15 protein-coding genes are annotated in these 18,943 nt (G+C 45.6%); all 15 read left to right on the top strand.

Going from position 1 to position 18,943, the window contains the following annotated elements:
- The first annotated feature begins 39 nt into the window (after positions 1–39).
- The 15 genes from mdh to thrS all read left to right on the top strand — a co-directional run bounded on the left by mdh (position 40) and on the right by thrS (position 18,858).
- Entirely contained in the window at positions 40–978 is a 939-nt protein-coding gene (gene mdh, locus FTX54_RS12750; RefSeq protein ID WP_147803412.1) for a malate dehydrogenase, read from the top strand.
- Between the two features lie 82 nt (positions 979–1,060).
- A complete protein-coding gene (locus FTX54_RS12745) occupies positions 1,061–1,540 on the top strand; it encodes a MaoC/PaaZ C-terminal domain-containing protein (RefSeq protein WP_147803413.1) in 480 nt (159 codons plus the stop codon).
- A gap of 296 nt (positions 1,541–1,836) precedes the next feature.
- Entirely contained in the window at positions 1,837–2,553 is a 717-nt protein-coding gene (locus FTX54_RS12740) for a response regulator transcription factor (RefSeq protein ID WP_147803414.1), read from the top strand.
- Positions 2,546–4,327, top strand: coding sequence for a two-component system histidine kinase PnpS (gene pnpS, locus FTX54_RS12735; protein WP_147803415.1), 1,782 nt, complete (start codon positions 2,546–2,548; stop codon positions 4,325–4,327). The genes FTX54_RS12740 and pnpS overlap by 8 nt, the downstream gene beginning before the upstream one ends.
- Before the next feature lie 301 nt (positions 4,328–4,628).
- Positions 4,629–7,262, top strand: coding sequence for a DNA polymerase I (gene polA / locus FTX54_RS12730; RefSeq protein WP_147803416.1), 2,634 nt, complete (start codon positions 4,629–4,631; stop codon positions 7,260–7,262).
- A gap of 15 nt (positions 7,263–7,277) precedes the next feature.
- A complete protein-coding gene (mutM, locus tag FTX54_RS12725; protein ID WP_147803417.1) occupies positions 7,278–8,120 on the top strand; it encodes a DNA-formamidopyrimidine glycosylase in 843 nt (280 codons plus the stop codon).
- Complete coding sequence (coaE, locus tag FTX54_RS12720; protein WP_147803418.1) at positions 8,117–8,710, top strand: dephospho-CoA kinase; 594 nt, start codon at positions 8,117–8,119, stop codon at positions 8,708–8,710. The genes mutM and coaE overlap by 4 nt, the downstream gene beginning before the upstream one ends.
- A gap of 1,299 nt (positions 8,711–10,009) precedes the next feature.
- Positions 10,010–11,038, top strand: a complete 1,029-nt coding sequence (locus tag FTX54_RS12715) for a glyceraldehyde-3-phosphate dehydrogenase (protein WP_147803420.1) — start codon at positions 10,010–10,012, stop codon at positions 11,036–11,038.
- Positions 11,039–11,496: 458 nt separating this feature from the next.
- The gene (speD, locus tag FTX54_RS12710) at positions 11,497–11,889 is read left to right on the top strand and encodes an adenosylmethionine decarboxylase (RefSeq protein ID WP_147803612.1); all 393 of its coding nucleotides are present in this window, start codon (positions 11,497–11,499) and stop codon (positions 11,887–11,889) included.
- 110 nt (positions 11,890–11,999) lie between these two features.
- On the top strand, positions 12,000–12,407 hold the full coding sequence (locus FTX54_RS12705) for a DUF1499 domain-containing protein (RefSeq protein ID WP_147803421.1): 408 nt from the start codon (positions 12,000–12,002) through the stop codon (positions 12,405–12,407).
- 18 nt (positions 12,408–12,425) lie between these two features.
- Positions 12,426–12,890, top strand: a complete 465-nt coding sequence (gene nrdR / locus FTX54_RS12700) for a transcriptional regulator NrdR (protein WP_147803422.1) — start codon at positions 12,426–12,428, stop codon at positions 12,888–12,890.
- Between the two features lie 72 nt (positions 12,891–12,962).
- Positions 12,963–14,348 (top strand): replication initiation and membrane attachment family protein, encoded by a 1,386-nt coding sequence (locus tag FTX54_RS12695; protein ID WP_147803423.1) that lies wholly within the window; start codon positions 12,963–12,965, stop codon positions 14,346–14,348.
- Positions 14,349–14,354: 6 nt separating this feature from the next.
- Positions 14,355–15,293, top strand: coding sequence for a primosomal protein DnaI (gene dnaI / locus FTX54_RS12690; protein ID WP_147803424.1), 939 nt, complete (start codon positions 14,355–14,357; stop codon positions 15,291–15,293).
- 106 nt (positions 15,294–15,399) lie between these two features.
- Positions 15,400–16,506, top strand: coding sequence for a cyclic dehypoxanthinyl futalosine synthase (mqnC, locus tag FTX54_RS12685; RefSeq protein WP_147803425.1), 1,107 nt, complete (start codon positions 15,400–15,402; stop codon positions 16,504–16,506).
- Positions 16,507–16,926: 420 nt separating this feature from the next.
- The gene (gene thrS / locus FTX54_RS12680; RefSeq protein ID WP_147803426.1) at positions 16,927–18,858 is read left to right on the top strand and encodes a threonine--tRNA ligase; all 1,932 of its coding nucleotides are present in this window, start codon (positions 16,927–16,929) and stop codon (positions 18,856–18,858) included.
- Positions 18,859–18,943 lie beyond the last annotated feature (85 nt).

Below are 18,943 nucleotides of genomic sequence, written 5' to 3'. Positions count from 1 at the left end.
AAAACTTTCACAAACTCTGGCAAAGGAGTGTGCAGGAATATGGCAACAATTAAACGTAGAAAGATCACAGTTGTAGGAAGCGGCTTTACCGGCGCTACGACAGCACTTATGGCTGCACAGAAAGAACTTGGCGACGTTGTAATGGTCGACATTCCGGATAACGAAGATCCTACGAAAGGAAAAGCACTCGATATGCTCGAGGCTTCTCCGGTTCAAGGTTTTGATGCCAATATTACCGGGACATCCGATTATGCTGATACAGCAGGATCAGATGTAGTTGTGATTACAGCTGGAATACCAAGAAAGCCCGGAATGAGCCGGGATGACCTGATCAGCACGAACGCAGGAATTATGCGCAGTGTAACGAAGGAAATCGTCAAACATTCACCTGACTGCTTTATCATCGTATTAACTAATCCGGTGGATGCGATGACCTATGCTGTTTTTCAGGAATCCGGCTTTTCCAAAAATCGTGTTATCGGCCAGTCAGGAGTCCTGGATACGTCACGCTTCAATACGTTTGTCGCTCAGGAGCTTAATGTTTCTGTAGAAGACGTACAGGGATTCGTACTCGGCGGACACGGAGATGATATGGTTCCTATGCTCCGATACAGTTTCGCCGGCGGTATCCCGCTTGAAAAGCTTATTTCAAAAGATCGTCTCGACGCCATTGTCGAACGCACACGAAAAGGCGGTGGTGAAATCGTCAACCTTCTTGGTAATGGCAGTGCGTATTATGCTCCCGCTGCTTCCATTGTGCAGATGGTAGAAGCCATCTTGAAGGACAAAAAGCGTATCCTGCCGACAATTGCCTATCTTGAAGGCGAATACGGCTACAGTGATATGTACCTTGGAGTTCCGACTGTTATCGGCGGAGACGGGCTTGAAAAAGTACTTGAAATCGACCTGACAGATGATGAACGAAAAGAACTTGATAAATCTGCAGAGTCAGTGAAGAAAGTTATGCAGGCTCTATAGAAAAGAAAAGCTGGGATTTTCTCAGCTTTTCTTTCTGTAAAAATTGAAAGCGTTCTCTTTTTGAGGAAGGGAGGGTTTGGATTTGTTTTCCAAGCGGAAAAAAATAGGTAAAACGATGAAAGAGATAAAAATAGGAGACGAATATACGTGTGAACATACGGTAAACGACAGGGAGATTCTGCTTTATCTTGGTTTCAGCGATGATGCGAACCCGGCTTATATTCAACATGATTATGCCTCTCGTACTCCTTATAAAAGGCCGATTGTCCCCCAGCTGATGCTCACGGGCTTTATCACTTCTGCAGTCTCTATGAACCTTCCTGGTCCGGGATCGGTCATTAAAGAACAATTTATTCGTTTTGAAAAACCGATGTATCACTACAGCAGGCTTCATTTGAAACTTACTGTTACGGAGGTCGATGATACGAATGAGGAAGTGGTCATCGAAGCAGACGGCATCGATGAAATGAACGATACTGTGCTTCAGGCCAGGATGGTCGTATTCCCTCCGCATCCGTGGAAGCCTATGACAGAAGAATCGGTCACATTTGAAAATTTTTAAGGGTATAAAAGAAAAGGGGCTGTCCCGTCGACGCTGTCGACTTATGGGACAGCCCCTTTTTCAGAGTGCTGATTAAGTTATCATTCCAGACTATTTATTCTATTTATGGTCTATGTCTCTCCTTCCCTTCCCGGCGGAAGCAGCGAACCGTACACCTGTACATAAATTGTCTTCAGCAAATTGATTCATGAATCTTGTCATCATTCGAAAGTATAGTAAGATAAAAGTAAGGGGTAAGTTCGCACAGTTATTCGTGCATATGAGGGGATATGCTGATAGAAATGGGGGAGAAAACGATGGCACAGAAACTGCTGATTGTTGACGATGAAGAATCTATACTTACACTGCTGCAATTTAATTTGGAACAGGGAGGATTTGAAGTTACGAGCGCGATGGATGGACAGACTGCCTTAAATAAGGCTCTTGAAAACAAGTATGACCTTATTATATTGGATTTAATGCTTCCAGAAATGGACGGTCTCGAAGTTTGTAAAGAGCTGCGGCAGCACAAAATTGTGACGCCGATTTTAATGCTTACTGCCAAAGACGATGAATTTGATAAGGTGCTGGGACTTGAGCTGGGTGCAGACGACTACTTGACGAAACCATTCAGCCCAAGAGAAGTAGTTGCCCGTGTACGTGCTATTCTGAGGCGTTCCCAGGCAAGTGAACCGGACCCGGCGAAAAAACAGAAGATGAATAAACTAACCATTGGAGACGTTGATATTTTCCCGGATAATTATGAAGTTTATCTTCGGGGAACTGCTCTGGAACTCACTCCGAAAGAATTTGAACTGCTTCTGTACTTAATGTCTCATAAGGGAAGGGTACTGACGAGAGATCAGCTGCTTAACTCTGTCTGGAATTACGACTTTGTAGGAGATACCCGGATTGTGGATGTCCACATCAGTCACCTGAGAGAAAAGATTGAACCGTCTACAAGAAAACCTGTATATATAAAAACGGTCCGGGGGCTTGGGTATAAGCTCGAGGATCCGGCTAAAGATGAATAGTTACCGGCTGCGTCTGATTCTGCCTCTGTTACTGATTATACTTCTTGTGCTGGCCAGCCTTGGTACCATCCTGGGACCTTTTATTCAAGGGTTTTATCAGGAGAGAATGAGCGACAGACTCGAAAAAGAAGCTTCTGTCGTTGCCTATTCACTGGCTGAAACAAATTTCACACCTGAGGAAACGATGAATGGCAGAGTTAGAGAAATTGCTGACAGACTCGATGCCAGAATTACGATTATAGATCTGGAGGGTGGAGTGCTTGCAGAAAGTGAAACCGACCCGGAGACGATGGATAACCATTTGAACCGCCCCGAAATTCAGCAGGCAGCAGAAAGTGGAGGGAGTTCTTCTGTAGTCCGCTACAGTGAAACTGTCAACGAGGAAATGCTCTACTATGCGGAACCATTTTTTCTGGAGGAAGAGGAAGTTGGTTACTTGAGGCTCTCCCTGGAGATGAGTGAATTAAACGAGGTATACCAGAATGTCTGGATTCTTATTTTCGTTTCCTTTTTGATTGCCTTTCTTATTATTCTTGGTTTCACTTCGAAACTGACCAATGAATTGATCAAACCAATTGAAGACGCCAGAAGGGTAGCCAACGAACTTGCGAGGGGAAATTTCAAGGCCCGCACGTACGAAGGCCTGCAGGTTGAAACCGGTGAATTAAACCGCTCGATTAATGTTCTGGCAGAAAATCTGGATCAGATAACGAAAACGTATGAAAACCAGCAGGAAAGGCTGGAAACGTTGATTGAAAATATGGGAAGTGCTCTCCTTCTGATTAATTCAAAAGGTGACATTACCCTGATGAACCAGTCCTGCAAAGATGTGTTTGAGGAAGAGACGGATGCATGGCTTAATCAGGTTTATTATAATGTGATCAAACATAAAAAAGTAATCAAGTTCATTCAGGAAATTTTTATGCTTGAAAAACCTCTTCAGAGACAAATGAGATGGCCGGCGGGCATTTATATGAAACACTTTGATGTACACGGGGCTCCCATTATCGGCCAGGACGAAAAATTAAAAGATATCGTTCTCGTTTTTCACGACATTACAGAATTAAAAAAATTGGAGCAGACAAGAAAAGATTTTGTAGCCAATGTTTCGCATGAGCTGAAGACGCCGGTTACTTCTTTAAAAGGATTTACGGAAACGCTTTTAGATGGTGCGATGCATGACGAAGATCTGCGCGAAAAATTTCTCACGATTATTGCAAAGGAATCGGAACGACTGGAAGTATTAATTTCGGACCTCCTGGAGCTTTCGAGAATTGAAGGGGAACATTTCAATTTGAACTGGGAAGAGGTGGATCTCGCGGTGCTGACTTCTGAAGTAACGACAATGCTTGCAGATAAAGCGAAAGAGAAAGATATGAACCTCTATACGAAGACAGATGGAAATGTAAAAGTTCTCGCAGACTCTGCAAGACTGAAACAGGTGCTTATTAACCTTATTAACAATGCGATTGTCTATACACCGCAGGGCGGGGATATTCGTATTCGTGTCCGCGGTCAGGAGGAGAACGTAGTGATTGAAGTTTCCGATACCGGTATAGGGATTACGAAAAAAGAAATCCCGCGTATTTTTGAACGCTTTTACAGAGTGGATAGAGCACGCAGCAGAAATTCCGGAGGGACCGGTCTGGGGCTGGCAATTGTAAAACATCTTGCAGAAGCCCATCATGCAAAAATTTCTGTAGACAGTAAACCCGGGAAGGGCACAACGTTCAGGCTGGAATTGTCCAGAAAACCTTTTGAAGAAAAAGAGTGACGTTTACAGATTCTTTACGTTTGCTTAAAGTTATCTTAGCAATTGGGGCGTATACTTAGGAACGTGAACTGTTTTAACTGTTCGGGGCCGAAGAGTCCGGATAGTTGAAGCCTCCCCTTTGAAGACCGAAAGCCTCCCCCTTGGCTTTCGGTCTTTTTTTTGCTTCTGCCGCCCCGGATCTTTCACAGATTGTTTCCGTCTCGTTATACCTGTATAACGGTATAAAAGAAGCCCGATATGTCATCTGACTGTATTCATGATAAAATAAACAATAGAAATATATAGAATCGGGGTGTTTTGTTTGGCTGATAAATTAGTCCTTGTGGACGGAAACAGTGTCGCTTACCGGGCATTCTTTGCTCTGCCTTTGTTGAACAATGAAAAAGGTGTTTATACAAATGCCGTTTACGGGTTTACAACGATGCTTTTAAAAATATTGGAAGAGGAAGAGCCGGCCCATATGCTTATAGCTTTCGACGCCGGAAAAACAACTTTCCGCCATGAAACGTATAAAGAATATAAAGGAACACGCCAGAAGACACCGCCGGAGCTGGCTGAACAGCTGCCGCTTATGCGTGACCTGGTGAAGGCATTTAATATCGCTTACGAAGAAGTGGAAAATTATGAAGCAGATGATATTATCGGAACGCTGGCGAAACGTGCCGAAAAAGAAGGATGGGAAACAAAAATCTTTACAGGAGATAAGGATCTCCTGCAGCTTGTGGATGAAAAAATTCATGTAGCTCTGCTTCGCAAAGGCATCACGAATGTAGATACATATGACCTGAAACAACTTCAGGAGAAATACGGCTTGAAGCCGTCTCAGATCATCGATATGAAAGGACTGATGGGAGACAGTTCCGATAATATACCCGGTGTGCCGGGCATCGGTGAGAAAACGGCTCTTAAACTGCTGGCCGCCCACGATACGCTCGAAGGGGTCTATGAAAATATAGAATCTGTTTCCGGAAAGAAGATGAAGGAAAAGCTCGTTGAAAATGAACAGCAGGCGGTCATGAGTAAAAAGCTGGCTACGATCCTGACTGAAGTACCGCTTAAGATGACCCTGGAGGACCTTTCCCTGGGAGAAAGAAACACGCCTGCCCTCCTGGAGCTGTTCCGTGATCTGGAGTTTTCTTCGCTTATTGACAGAATTGATCCAGACGGCGGAGCGGCAGGAGAAGAACAGCTGGAAGATGTTGAGGTGCAGGTGATTGACGACCTCGATCCATCGATGCTCGCCACTCCTTCCGCTCTTGTCATTGAATCTCTGGAAGAAAATTATCACAATGCAACGATCGTTGGCGGAGCTCTGGCAAACGAAACCGGAGTGTACTTTCTGAGTCCGGAAGTTCTGGCAAAGAGCAGCACCTTTAAAGAATGGGCAAAAGATGAATCACAGGAGAAAATTGTCTTTAACGCAAAGCGAGCGGTTGTAGGGCTCGCGTGGCAGGATATCCCTCTGGAAGGTGTGATCTTCGACGGACAGATGGCGTCTTATTTAATTGATCCGGGGGCAGCTTCCCACGAAATGGCGGATATTGCCAAACGTAAAAAAGGCATGCAGGTGCAGCGGGATGAAACCGTCTACGGAAAAGGGAAAAAAATGCACGTTCCGGAAGAAGCAGTACTTGCCCAGCATGTAGGACGAAAAGCAGCGGCTGTACTGGAATTGAAGCCGGATCTTGAAAAAGAGCTTCAGGAAAATGAACAGCTGGAACTCTTGACGGAGCTTGAAATGCCCCTGTCGATTATTCTTGGAAGAATGGAGCGTCATGGGGTCGCAATCGATAAAGAGGAACTTGAAAAAATAGGAGAAGGTTTAACAGAAAGACTGCAGGAAATAGAAACGAAGATTCATGATATGGCAGGAACGGTTTTTAATATCAATTCCCCAAAACAGCTCGGAGAAATTTTGTTTGAAAAAATGGATCTTCCTCCTTTGAAGAAAACGAAAACCGGTTATTCAACTTCGGCAGATGTTCTGGAAAAATTACAGGATCAGCATGAAATTATTCCGGAAATACTTCTTTACCGTCAGCTGAGTAAATTGAATTCCACCTATATTGAAGGTCTTATTAAAGCGATTCATAATAAAACTGGAAAAATTCACACGATGTTTAACCAGGCCCTGACGCAGACTGGACGTTTGAGTTCAACAGAACCAAACCTGCAGAATATCCCGATCCGACTGGAAGAAGGCCGCAGAATCAGGCACGCGTTTGTGCCATCGAAAGATAATTCCTATATTCTGGCTGCAGATTATTCTCAGATTGAACTGAGGGTGCTCGCCCACATATCGGGAGACGAAAATTTAATTGAAGCTTTCCGTCATGGCATGGACATTCATACGAAAACGGCAATGGATGTATTTGAGGTCGAGGAAGCAAAAGTCACGTCGGCGATGCGCAGGACCGCTAAAGCGGTCAACTTCGGCATCGTTTACGGGATCAGCGATTACGGTCTTTCCCAGAGTCTCGGCATCACGCGTAAACAGGCACAGAGTTTCATTGACAAATATCTGGAAAGTTATCCCGGAGTAAGTGAATATATGGATTCAAGCATTGAAGAAGCAAGGGAAAAAGGATATGTGACGACGATGATGAACCGGCGCCGCTACCTTCCTGAGATTACGAGCCGGAACTTTAATCTGCGGAGCTTTGCTGAAAGAACTGCAATGAATACCCCGATTCAGGGAAGCGCTGCAGACATTATTAAAAAAGCGATGGTAGATATGGATAAAGCAATGGACAAAGAAAAAACAAAAGCCGTCATGCTGCTGCAGGTTCATGATGAACTTATTTTTGAAGTACCGGAAAATGAGGTTGAATCTTTTTCGGAAGTGGTAAAAAAAGTAATGGAGTCGGCTATAGAAATCGATGTACCTCTTATTGCGGATGTGGATTATGGCAAGACGTGGTACGATGCGAAATAGACAGGAGGGATCGAAATGCCGGAGCTTCCGGAAGTAGAAACAGTAAAACGCACCCTGTCGGAATTGATTGTCGGTAAAACGATTCAAGATGTCGTGATTACTCTGCCGCGCATCATCCAGCGTCCGGATGATATCGAAGAGTTTCGTCATACGCTTACGGGCCAGACGTTTGAAGGAGTGGAAAGAAGAGGCAAATTCCTGCGGCTGATCCTGGAGGATGATGTGATAGTCTCCCACCTGCGGATGGAAGGACGCTACGGTATGTTTGAAAAAGGAGCGCCGGTAGATAAGCATACACATGTACGCTTTGTGTTTACAGACAAAACAGAGCTTCGTTATACCGATGTAAGGCAGTTTGGGACGATGCATATTTTCTTGAAAGGGACTGAATTTAATCATCTTCCGCTGCGCCAGCTTGGCCCGGAACCGTTGGATGATGCTTTTACGGTTAAAGTCCTGCAGTCGAAACTCTCTTCAATCCGGGCAGTCAAAACACAGCTGCTTGATCAGACAAAAATTGTCGGGCTCGGTAATATTTACGTAGACGAAGTTTTATTCCGGGCAGGAGTCCATCCTGAAAAACCCGCCCATACGATTACTCAGGAGGAAGCGGAAGCTATACATGACTCTGTGGTCGTTATCCTTCAGGAAGCGGTGGATGCAGGTGGATCATCTGTTAAATCCTACGTGAACGGACAGGGGGAAATGGGACTGTTTCAGCAGCAGCTGAACGTTTACGGAAGGAAAAATGAACCCTGCTATACGTGCGGCAGTATCATTACCCGTTCTATTGTGGGGGGCAGAGGCACGCATATCTGTCCTTCATGTCAACCAGCAGAAAGGAAGGTGCATGTATGAAATTAGGACTGACCGGCAGTATTGCTACAGGAAAAAGTACAGTTACAGGAATGTTCAGGGACCGCGGCTATCCGGTAATTGATGCAGACATTATTTCCAGAGAAGTAGTAGAACCGGGTAAGCCGGCTCTGGAAGAAATTGTAGAGTATTTCGGTAAATCTGTTCTGTACGAAGACGGGACACTGAACCGGAAAAAACTCGGTGATATCGTGTTTGAACATCCGGAAGAAAGAGAAAAGCTGAACAGCATTGTACATCCTGCAGTTCGCCTTGAAATGAAGAGCCGTGCAGAAGAAGCGGAGAGGGAAGGGGAAAAACTCATCGTTCTCGATATCCCGCTTCTTATTGAAAACGATCTCTATTATTTAATCGATGAAGTTCTCGTTGTTTATGTTCCGGAAGAGGTGCAGAAACAGCGTTTAATGGAGCGGAATGGGTATTCGGAGGAAGAAGCTTCCCGACGGATCTCTTCCCAGCTTTCTATAGAGAAGAAAAGGAAAGAAGCGGATTTCTTAATTGATAACTCCGGAACGCTTGATGATACGGAGCGTCAGGTTGAAGAGCTTATCGAAAAACTAACAAACTCATAGGCAGAGCCTGGTGCGTACTCCATTTCTCTTCTGTACCCTCATGAGTCCCCGCCGTTCGCTGCAGAAAGAAGGGTGCAGATACAAAAGCATCTTAAGTCATGACAGTATTTTGTCATGGCTTTTTTACGTTTGGCTCTGTTTAATGCTTCGTGTTGTTATTGGAGTGCCTGCGGCTCTTCCGCCTGCCGGGCATGCGGCTTCCCTGACGTCCGGGAGGATCTTCCCGATTTCTTTTTCCGCAGGCGTCTCTTCCCTGACCCCGGTTTTACGGAATGAGAAATATTGTTCGTTAAAAAACAGAAGTACGTCTCTTTCATGGCAAAAAACGAAGCGGAAACATGCCCGTGGAAGAAGGAGATTGGAAGATCCCACGGAACGCAGGTCCTACCCGGAAATCTCCTCCACGGCAGGTCAGTTATAGCGAAGTTTTCTACATTTATCAACACTGGACTTGGTTCTTACGCACGTTTGGGGAAACGAACTATATCTGACAAAAAAGCTAATTTCACCCTTGAAACTTCTATCGTTTAAGCCTGGCCCGACAGCTTTTTAAGTAAAGTTACCTTCTGTAATCGTAAGTTGGAAAGCCAAGTTCCCTTTTTTGCGTAAGAACCTTGGACTTTAACAAAGACATTCATGCAAAATTTTTGCACCATGTTTGATGAAAATGGCCTTATGTAGGAATGGAACCTCCCCTCTATACAGGTTGAATGAATGATAGTCAGAAGAGGACTTCTTTATTTAGAAGGCGGGTTCTGTTCTGTCTTTTTATCGTAAGCTGGAGTGGACACGGGGCGATCAAGGACGAGTCGAAGATCCATCCCTCCGACCGCAGGGAGGAAGGGATTAGCTGAGGCCGGACCGCCCGGAAAGCGTCCCCATGGAAACGAAAGCGCACGTTCAATGCTTCAATACTTTGTTTTCAAGGTAGCTTTACGTTTAAGAAATATCGCAATTCTAATTGTAAACAATTTTATAAGTGTATTTTCTGACTAATAAATGAGCGGACTATATTCAGGTTATCCTATCCATTTACATGTTTGTTTATTAAAGAAAGTGTTCATCCGCAGCAGAGATTATATATACCATTCGTTTTTTAAGGACTAATTCTATTGGTATTTTCATTCATTAAACAGGGGCTCTTTATCACCTGGATGGCAGGGTCTGATTCACCCCCCTGTTTCTGGATAATTATCCTAATCTTTCACAAAAATATATAGTCATAAACAATTTAAATGTGCTATACTATATCTGTGAAAACGCTTAAATAATATAACACAATAGCTTGGAGGGGTACTCATGATACGAGTAGCGATTAATGGGTTCGGGAGAATTGGGCGGATGGTTTTTCGTAAGGCGATGATGGATCAAAAAGTAGAGATAGCAGCGATAAATGCCAGCTATCCGGCGGAGACGCTTGCCCATCTGGTTAACTATGATACGGTCCATGGTACATTTGAAAAAAGGGTGGAAGCCTCAGGGGACCAGCTTATAGTTGACGGCAAGAAAGTGGAAATTGTTCATTCCCGGGACCCGGAGCAGCTTCCCTGGAAAGAGCTTGGAATCGATGTTGTGCTGGAAGCGACAGGGAAGTTCCGTGAAAGGCATGAGGCGGAGAAACATATTAAGGCAGGTGCCAAAAAAGTAATCATAACAGCTCCTGGTAAGAATGAAGATGTGACGATTGTGTATGGAGTAAATGAAGGTGATTATGATCATAAAGAGCATGATGTTATATCCAATGCTTCATGTACGACGAACTGTCTCGCTCCGGTTGTGAAAGTACTGAACGAAGAGCTTGGTATTGAATCCGGAATGATGACAACCGTCCATTCCTTTACTGGTGACCAGAATAATATTGATAATCCGCACAAAGATCTGCGCCGTGCGCGTGCCTGTGGTCAATCCATTATTCCGACAACTACAGGAGCAGCTAAAGCCATTTCCTCGGTCCTGCCGGAAATGGAAGGGAAACTGCATGGTCTTGCTCTGCGGGTGCCTACTCCGAACGTATCCCTGGTGGACCTGGTAATTGATGTTAAGCGTGAAACGAGCGTAACGGAAGTTAATGACATTCTAAAAAGAGCTGGTATGAACGAGATGCAGGGCATAATCGGCTACACAGATGATCCTCTCGTTTCTATTGATTTTAACGGGGATGACCGTTCTGCGATTATTGATGGGGATTCGACGATGGTTATTAACGGGAAACAGGTGAAAGTTCTGGCCTGGTACGATAATGAGTGGGGCTACTCCTGCCGTCTCCTCGATCTGGTTTACCACGTAGGAAGCTACCTGCACGCGGACCGCAGCACATTTGCTTCCTGATAGAAAACTCCATACAGCGCCAAGAGTTGGTTTAAAAGTGCGGGCAGCTCTTTTTCTTAACCTGCCGCGGGGACAGCATCTGAAAACCGGCTTCGTCTTTCATAGATGAAGCCGGTTTTATTTGTGAATCTGTCAGCCTTTTGTTTTTAGAATGGGAACTTTCCTTTCGAACTGCGGGGGAGGCTCTCCGTTTCCCGAAACGATGACAGGCTTTTTCTTCGAAGTCAGATGTTTATGTTTAATAAAATAAAGGAAGGAATACATAGGACCACAAAAAGCGAAGAAAAAGTTTGCAATACTGCTTTAAAAAAAGTATACTGATTTTCGTAATCTTTACTCGCAGCGTGTGCTTATGTAAAGGGTTAGGACCTCTCAGGACTAACTTGCCCCCAGTAATGAACATGCTTAAGTAAAGGATGAAAACGATACTTGTTTTTGAATATTTAGGGGGTGTCATGATGGATACAATGGGAAGACACGTCATTGCAGAACTATGGCAGTGCAATATTGACAGATTAAACGATGTTACTTTTATTGAGCGGACCTTTGTAAATGCAGCACTCGAAGCAGGTGCTGAAGTAAGGGAAGTTGCTTTTCATAAATTTGCACCACAGGGAGTAAGCGGGGTAGTGATTATAAGCGAATCACACCTGACGATTCATAGTTTTCCGGAACATGGATATGCAAGTATTGATGTTTACACGTGTGGAGACATCATTGATCCGAACGTAGCATCTGATTATATTGCCCGTGAACTTGGTGCGGGAAAATCAGAAGTAGTGGAAGTACCCCGGGGCATCGGGCCTATCGAAGTAACACCTTTAAAAACGGAAGAAACGTATACGAAGTGAAAGTGAAAGCTCTTTTCCTGTGGGAAGAGAGCTTTTTTGAATTTCCTCTTTAAGTCCGATTGAACTATCTTTCATTTCTTGCTATGCTTATAGAGGCGAGGTGTATGCATATGGGATTAAAACAAAATCTAAAAAAAATATTCAGTACACGGACAGAAACGAGCGAAGATAACGAAGACAAAACACTTCAGACGCATTACTATAAAGCAATGAAAGATAAAGTGATCGATGAGCTGCATGCAATGTTTTCCAAAAAACAGGGTTATGAAGTCAGCTCAGTTTCTGATGAGCACGGAGAAATGATTGTCCGTATCAACAAAGGTAAAAAAGCTTTTATGGTTATAACCGTCATTATGGTCCGCCCGTATAAAACGGCAGTTGATTTTTCTGTAAACACGGATACTATCCTTTTTACAGATTTCGGTCATAGTGCAAGTCTGATAAGGGAATTATATAAAGAATTAAACGGAAGGCTTACTTTTGTCGGGACGGGTCTCGGCAGCGAACTGAGCCGCTAGACGGGAGAGGAGGACCTGATGAAGTGTCCCCATTGCGAACATAATGGAACGAGAGTGCTTGATTCCCGTCCAAGTGATGAAGGCCGGGCAATCAGACGCCGGCGCGAATGTGAATCCTGTGGATACAGGTATACGACGTTTGAAAGAGTCGAAAAAACTCCGCTTATTGTCGTGAAAAAAGACGGCAACAGGGAGGAATTCAGCAGGGAAAAGCTGCTGCGCGGTCTTGTGCGGGCGTGTGAAAAACGACCGGTACCGCTGGAGAGTCTTGAGAAACTGACAACTGAGGTAGAGAAAGAAATGCGGAACAGAGGACAGTCGGAAATCAGCAGCAACGATATCGGTGAATACGTAATGCAGCATCTGGCTGATATTGATGACGTTGCTTACGTGCGTTTCGCTTCTGTTTACCGGCAGTTCAAAGATATTAATGTATTTGTAGATGAATTAAAAGAACTGATCAACCGGGAAAACCGGGATTGATCAGACGGAAGAGGTATCCGGGGCTGTCCCAGTGAATGTGTCGGGACAGCCCTTTCCGTATGAGGAGGGAAGATGATGCAGTGGCAGGAAATTGTTCCAACGACTCCGTTTGTTGCTTTTTCAAGCGGGTATTTTTCCGCGGAACGGGCTGATACGATGATGATGCTTTACCAGCCGCTCATCGGTCCTGTTGCCCTCAGCCTATATATGACGCTTATAACGGAAATAGGGCTGCATTCGGATGGGCGGATCAAAGGGGTCCATAAGCAGTGGATGACCCAGACCGGCCAGCACCTTTCCATGCTGTTTGAAGAAAGGAAAAAGCTTGAGGCACTTGGTCTTCTTGAAAGTTATCAGGGCGGGGAAGAGGAGCCTGTCATGTATTATGAGCTCCTTATGCCGATGCGTCCGCAGGAATTTTTTAAAGATGAACTGCTCAGTGTTTATTTATACAACCGGATTGGCAGTAAAGACAGATACAGGACCCTCAGGGAGTACTTTGTGAAGGAGCAGGTGGAAACGAAAGAGTTGAAGCGGCTGACGAAGGGATTCAGCGAAGTGTTTACTTCTGTGCATCCATCCGAGATGAAGAGTACGTCCAAGGAGATGGAAGGGATTATTACTTCCGCTTCTGATATCAGCGGTCTGGAAAAAAAGGCAGCGTATTCCATGGATGAAGCGATGGATCTGCAGGACGTAACTGCCTACCTGCCTGCTTTCGTGAACCGCGATGAACTATATAAACCGGCGAACCGAAAACTGATTCAGCAGGTTTCCTTTTTATATAAATTTTCCAATGAAGAACTGGCCTACATGATTCAGGACGTGATGCTTCATACGGATTATCTGGACGGGAAGAAATTTCGGGAGGCAGCAAAGAGGCGCTACCGCCTTCAGGAAAGCGACAAGCCTCCTATGCTCGGTCTGCGTACCCAGCCTCCTGCTCTGACAAGTGTGAAAGGACAGCCGCAGTCGGAAGAAGAAGTGCAGATCCAATATTTTGATACGACTTCCCCGATCGAATACCTGCATGCCTTAAGCGGCGGAGCAAAAGTATTTGACGGTGATATTTCGATAATTGAGCAGCTGATGCACGATTATGATCTTCCGGCAGGAGTCGTTAACGTCCTTGTCGACTATTTATATATTGTCAATAACGGAAAGCTTTCCAAGCAGCTTGCTTTCAAAATAGCCTCCCATTGGAAGAGGAAAAAAATTAATACCGTAACCGAGGCGATGCAGCTCGCTAAACAGGAGCATGAAGAGCGGAAAGCTTTCCAGTCAAAAAAACAGAAACCGGAAAAAGCTAAAGCAGAAGAACCTCTGCCGAAGTGGATGCAGGAAGAGAAACAGCCGGCTGCTGAGGAAGATCCGGCCGGTGATGATATGCAGAAAGCGATGCAGGAAGCGGCAAAATACAGGGAACTGCTGCGACGCAAGAAAGAAAAGAAAGGGTGATCCTGAATGGATCCGATTGAGCGGGCATTTAAACGCTTCGGAGGCGGGCGTATGGAAGAACGTTTCCACGAGATGCGTAAAGAAATTATCGCCGATCCTCGTGTGAAAGAATTTCTGAACAACCATGAAGAAATCGGCGCGGAACAAGTGGAGAACGGCTTAAACGAATTGTATCAATATAAAGAACAGTGGCATAACTGCGACAACTGCCCAGGACTGGAGGCCTGTCCAAATTTAATGCAGGGCTACCAGCCGCAGCTGGAAATACACCGCAGGCAGATTCACCTTTCGTATCATTCGTGTCCGCTTAAACGAAAAGATGATGAAAGGAAACGCCATGCCTCGTTTATGAAAAGCTTATACCTGCCTAAAGAGATGCTGTCAGTCACGTTCGATGATTTTCGTGAGGACCATCCTACCCGCGTGCAGGCTTTTGCGAAAGCACTGGAGTTCTGCTCGGCTGCTACACCCGGGGAGGACGGTAAGGGATTATATATTCACGGCCCGTTCGGTGTAGGTAAAACCTTTCTCGTCAGCGCGATCGCAAACGAACTGGCAGACCAGGAAGTCGAGACGATGCTCGTGTACACGCCTGACTTTTTAAGAGAACTTAAATCCGGTATCGCCGACGGGTCCTACCAGGATAAACTAGATAACGTAAAGAGGGCTCCGGTATTAATTCTTGACGACATCGGCGCGGAAACGATGACTCCGTGGGTCCGGGATGAAGTTCTTGGTGCCCTGCTGCAGTTCCGGATGATGGAAAGACTTCCGACAGTCTTTACGTCGAACTTTGACCTGGAGGAACTGGAAATGCACATGGCCTCGACGCAGCGGGGCGGTACGGAAAAAATCGATAAGCTGAAGGCGAAAAGGATTATGGAGCGCATCCGCTATTTGAACACGCCGCTTCCGATGCTGGGAGATAACAAGCGCCAGGGGTGACCGAAGAATTCCAGCCGGGGTATAAACGGTTTCTTTTTGCTGAAATGGGCATTTGTGATACGATAAGGAAAGAGATTGACAGAATTGGTGAATGGGGGATACGAATATGAGTATTGATGATATTCTTGCGCGAGCCAGAGACGGAGAAAGACTGACGACAGAAGATGCAATCCGCTTATATGAAAGTGACGAAGTAGAAAAGATGGGTGAGGTAGCAAATGAAAAGATGCTTAAGTGGCATCCCGAGGCAGAGACAACCTTTGTTATCGGCAGAAACGTGAACTATACGAGCTTCTGCGATACATACTGCCGCTTCTGTGCCTTTTACCGCCCGCCAAACTCAAAAGACGGCTATACACTGGAAGATGAGCAGATCTTTGAAAAGATACAGGAAACAAAAGACGTGAACGGTACAGAAATTCTCATGCAGGGCGGAACGAATCCGAACCTCCCTTTCAGCTATTACACAAATCTCCTCCGTGAGATTAAAAAACGCTTCGATATTACGATGCACGCTTTTTCACCTGCAGAACTTTATAAAATGTGTGAAGTTTCCGGACTTTCCATTGACGAGGTGCTGAAGGAGCTGAAAGAAGCCGGACTGGATTCTGTTCCCGGCGGTGGAGCGGAGATACTCGATAACCGCACCCGCAGAAAGATCAGCCGTCTGAAAGGAACATGGGAAGAGTGGATAGACTGTATGAAAGCAGTTAAGCGCGCCGGTCTTCACGGCACGGCTACGATGGTTATCGGCTTCGGCGAATCCTACGAAGAGCGGGCTCTCCATCTGCAGCGCGTACGCGATGCTCAGGATGATTCCGACTGCTTCCTTGCATTTATTTCGTGGACATTCCAGCCGGAAAACACGAATATGAAAGGGGAAAAAGTAACACCTCGGGAGTACCTAAAAAACCTGGCCATTTCCCGTATTTTCCTCGATAATATTCCGAACTTCCAGTCTTCCTGGGTAACGATGGGGCCTGAAGTCGGTAAAACTTCTTTATCCTACGGCTGTAACGATTTCGGCAGTACGATGATTGAAGAAAATGTTGTTTCCGCAGCGGGAGCTACGTATAAAGTCGACACAAACCTTATTCTTCGACTGATCCGCGAAGCCGGAAAAACGCCGATTCAGCGCGATACGAAGTATAATCATCTGCATGTCTTCCAGGAAGGCGAAAAAGTGGAAAAAGACTTTATCATGCAGAACTAAACTGTCTTGATTTTTCCTCACGACAGGGATATAATATGACTCAGAATAAACACAGGCTTTGACGAGGACACGAATGATCCGGGACGGGCATACCAGAGAGGGAAGTAATCTGCTGCAAGCTTCCTATGCACCGCCGTTCATTTACCGCCTCCAAGCTTCGCTTTTGAACGAGGAGTAAGAAGCGACGGTTCCCCCGTTAACGGATCAATGAAGCGGGCCTATGCCCGGAATCAGGGTGGAACCACGGTGACACACTCGTCCCTAGTATACAGGGGACGGGTGTTTTTTTATGCAGAAAATGAGCAGATTTCCAGCGCCTTCTCTATCCCGGCAGTTTTTCATCCTTTTTTACATTGAAATTCATTAAACGTCCGCTCGTTTATGAGCAGGCTTCAAAATCAGCATGAGGAGGAAATAACTATGTCCCAGATTACGTTAACTTTTCCGGACGGAGCAAAAAAAGAATTTGAGTCCGGTATTACAACGGAGGAGATTGCCCAGTCCATTTCCCCGGGTTTGAAAAAAAATGCCCTTGCAGGAAAATGGAACGGAGAGCATGTGGACCTCCGTGCTCCAATTGAAAAAGACGGCGATATCGAAATCATTACTTACAATTCGGAGGACGGCCTGCATATTCTCCGCCACAGCACTTCCCACCTGATGGCGCAGGCCGTGAAACGCCTCTATACAAATGTGAAACTTGGTGTCGGCCCGGCTATTGAAGAAGGCTTTTATTATGACATCGATATGGAAGAGACTCTTACAAGTGAAGACCTCCCCAAGATCGAAAAAGAGATGAAAAAGATTATTGATGAAAATCTGGAAGTAAAGCGCGTGGAGCTTTCACGGGAAGAAGCGATCGAGAAATATAAAGAGATCGGTGATGATCTGAAGCTGGAGCTGCTTGAAGAAATCCCTGAAGGAGAAAAAATCACGATCTACGAGCAGGGAGAATTTTTCGATCTTTGCCGCGGGGTCCACGTTCCGCAGACAAGCAAGTTAAAAAAATTCAAACTTATGTCCATTAACGGGGCATACTGGCGTGGAGACAGCAGTAACAAAATGCTGCAGCGGATTTACGGAACGGCCTTCCCTAAACAGCAGGAGCTGGAAGATCATCTGCACCTGCTTGAAGAGAGAAAAGAGCGCGACCACCGAAAGCTGGGCAAGGAACTTGGTATTTTTGCTCTCAGCCAGAAGGTTGGTCAGGGTCTGCCGCTCTGGCTGCCAAACGGTGCAACTATCCGCCGGATCGTGGAGCGTTACATTGTCGATATTGAAGAACGGCTCGGGTATGACCACGTCTATACGCCTGTGCTCGGAAGTGTGGATCTCTATAAAACTTCCGGTCACTGGGACCACTATCAGGATGATATGTTCCCGGTTATGGAAATGGACAATGAAGATCTCGTGCTCCGCCCGATGAACTGTCCACATCATATGATGGTGTATAAAAATGAAAAGCACAGCTACCGGAACCTGCCGCTGCGGATTGCCGAACTCGGTACGATGCACCGCCACGAAATGTCCGGTGCACTTGCCGGACTGCAGCGTGTGCGGGCGATGACGCTGAATGATGCGCATATTTTCTGCCGTCCGGATCAGCTGAAGCAGGAATTTATCCGAGTAGTAGAACTGATTCAAGCTGTCTATAAAGATTTCGGAATCGATGATTACTACTTCCGGGTGTCCTACCGGGATAAGGAAAATAAAGAAAAGTATGTAGATAACGATGAAATGTGGATTAAAGCTCAGGATATGCTGAAAGAAGCGGTAGATGAAATGGGCGTGGATTATATCGAAGCAGACGGAGAAGCAGCTTTCTACGGTCCGAAGCTTGACGTACAGGTGAAAACGGCTCTCGGAAAAGACGAGACGCTCTCCACCGTCCAGCTGGATTTCCACCTGCCGAACCGTTTCGATCTGACGTATACAGGAGAAGACGGCAAAGATCACCGTCCTGTCGTTATTCACCGCGGAGTCGTTTCGACAATGGAACGCTTCATTGCTTTTCTAATTGAAGAATACAAAGGTGCATTTCCGACATGGCTTGCTCCGGTTCAGGTGAAAGCCATTCCGGTCAGCGACGTTCATATGGATTATGTACGAAAAGTGGAAGACCGCCTTCGTGCAGAAGGAATCCGCGTTGATGTCGACGTGCGTGAGGAGAAACTCGGATACAAAATCCGTGAAGCCCAGATGAAAAAGATTCCTTATCTTCTCGTTCTCGGTGATAGAGAGATTGAAGCGGAAGGGGTTAACGTACGCCGGTATGGCAGGCAGGAAACAGAAGAAATGAGCCTGGAGGAATTCGTAGATCACATCAAACAGGCAGTGGAAGCAAAAGCATAATATAGAAAGAGCCGGTCTTTATCGTATGATTAGATAAAGACCGGCTCTTTTCCGGCCGGCTTCAGATGGGAGCCGGCAGAGGCAG

It is taken from the genome of Alkalicoccus halolimnae, assembly GCF_008014775.2.
Lineage (GTDB): Bacteria > Bacillota > Bacilli > Bacillales > Salisediminibacteriaceae > Alkalicoccus > Alkalicoccus halolimnae.
This window is presented reverse-complemented; position numbering and strand designations above follow the sequence as displayed.

Bases quoted from the DNA above. Each gene is read 5' to 3' on its own strand.
- mutM (WP_147803417.1), top strand. From the start codon at position 7,278: ATGCCGGAGCTTCCGGAAGTAGAAACAGTAAAACGCACCCTGTCGGAA.
- pnpS (WP_147803415.1), top strand. From the start codon at position 2,546: ATGAATAGTTACCGGCTGCGTCTGATTCTGCCTCTGTTACTGATTATA.
- mdh (WP_147803412.1), top strand. From the start codon at position 40: ATGGCAACAATTAAACGTAGAAAGATCACAGTTGTAGGAAGCGGCTTT.
- dnaI (WP_147803424.1), top strand. From the start codon at position 14,355: ATGGATCCGATTGAGCGGGCATTTAAACGCTTCGGAGGCGGGCGTATG.
- FTX54_RS12740 (WP_147803414.1), top strand. From the start codon at position 1,837: ATGGCACAGAAACTGCTGATTGTTGACGATGAAGAATCTATACTTACA.
- nrdR (WP_147803422.1), top strand. From the start codon at position 12,426: ATGAAGTGTCCCCATTGCGAACATAATGGAACGAGAGTGCTTGATTCC.
- coaE (WP_147803418.1), top strand. From the start codon at position 8,117: ATGAAATTAGGACTGACCGGCAGTATTGCTACAGGAAAAAGTACAGTT.
- FTX54_RS12705 (WP_147803421.1), top strand. From the start codon at position 12,000: ATGGGATTAAAACAAAATCTAAAAAAAATATTCAGTACACGGACAGAA.
- mqnC (WP_147803425.1), top strand. From the start codon at position 15,400: ATGAGTATTGATGATATTCTTGCGCGAGCCAGAGACGGAGAAAGACTG.
- FTX54_RS12695 (WP_147803423.1), top strand. From the start codon at position 12,963: ATGATGCAGTGGCAGGAAATTGTTCCAACGACTCCGTTTGTTGCTTTT.
- thrS (WP_147803426.1), top strand. From the start codon at position 16,927: ATGTCCCAGATTACGTTAACTTTTCCGGACGGAGCAAAAAAAGAATTT.
- speD (WP_147803612.1), top strand. From the start codon at position 11,497: ATGGATACAATGGGAAGACACGTCATTGCAGAACTATGGCAGTGCAAT.
- FTX54_RS12715 (WP_147803420.1), top strand. From the start codon at position 10,010: ATGATACGAGTAGCGATTAATGGGTTCGGGAGAATTGGGCGGATGGTT.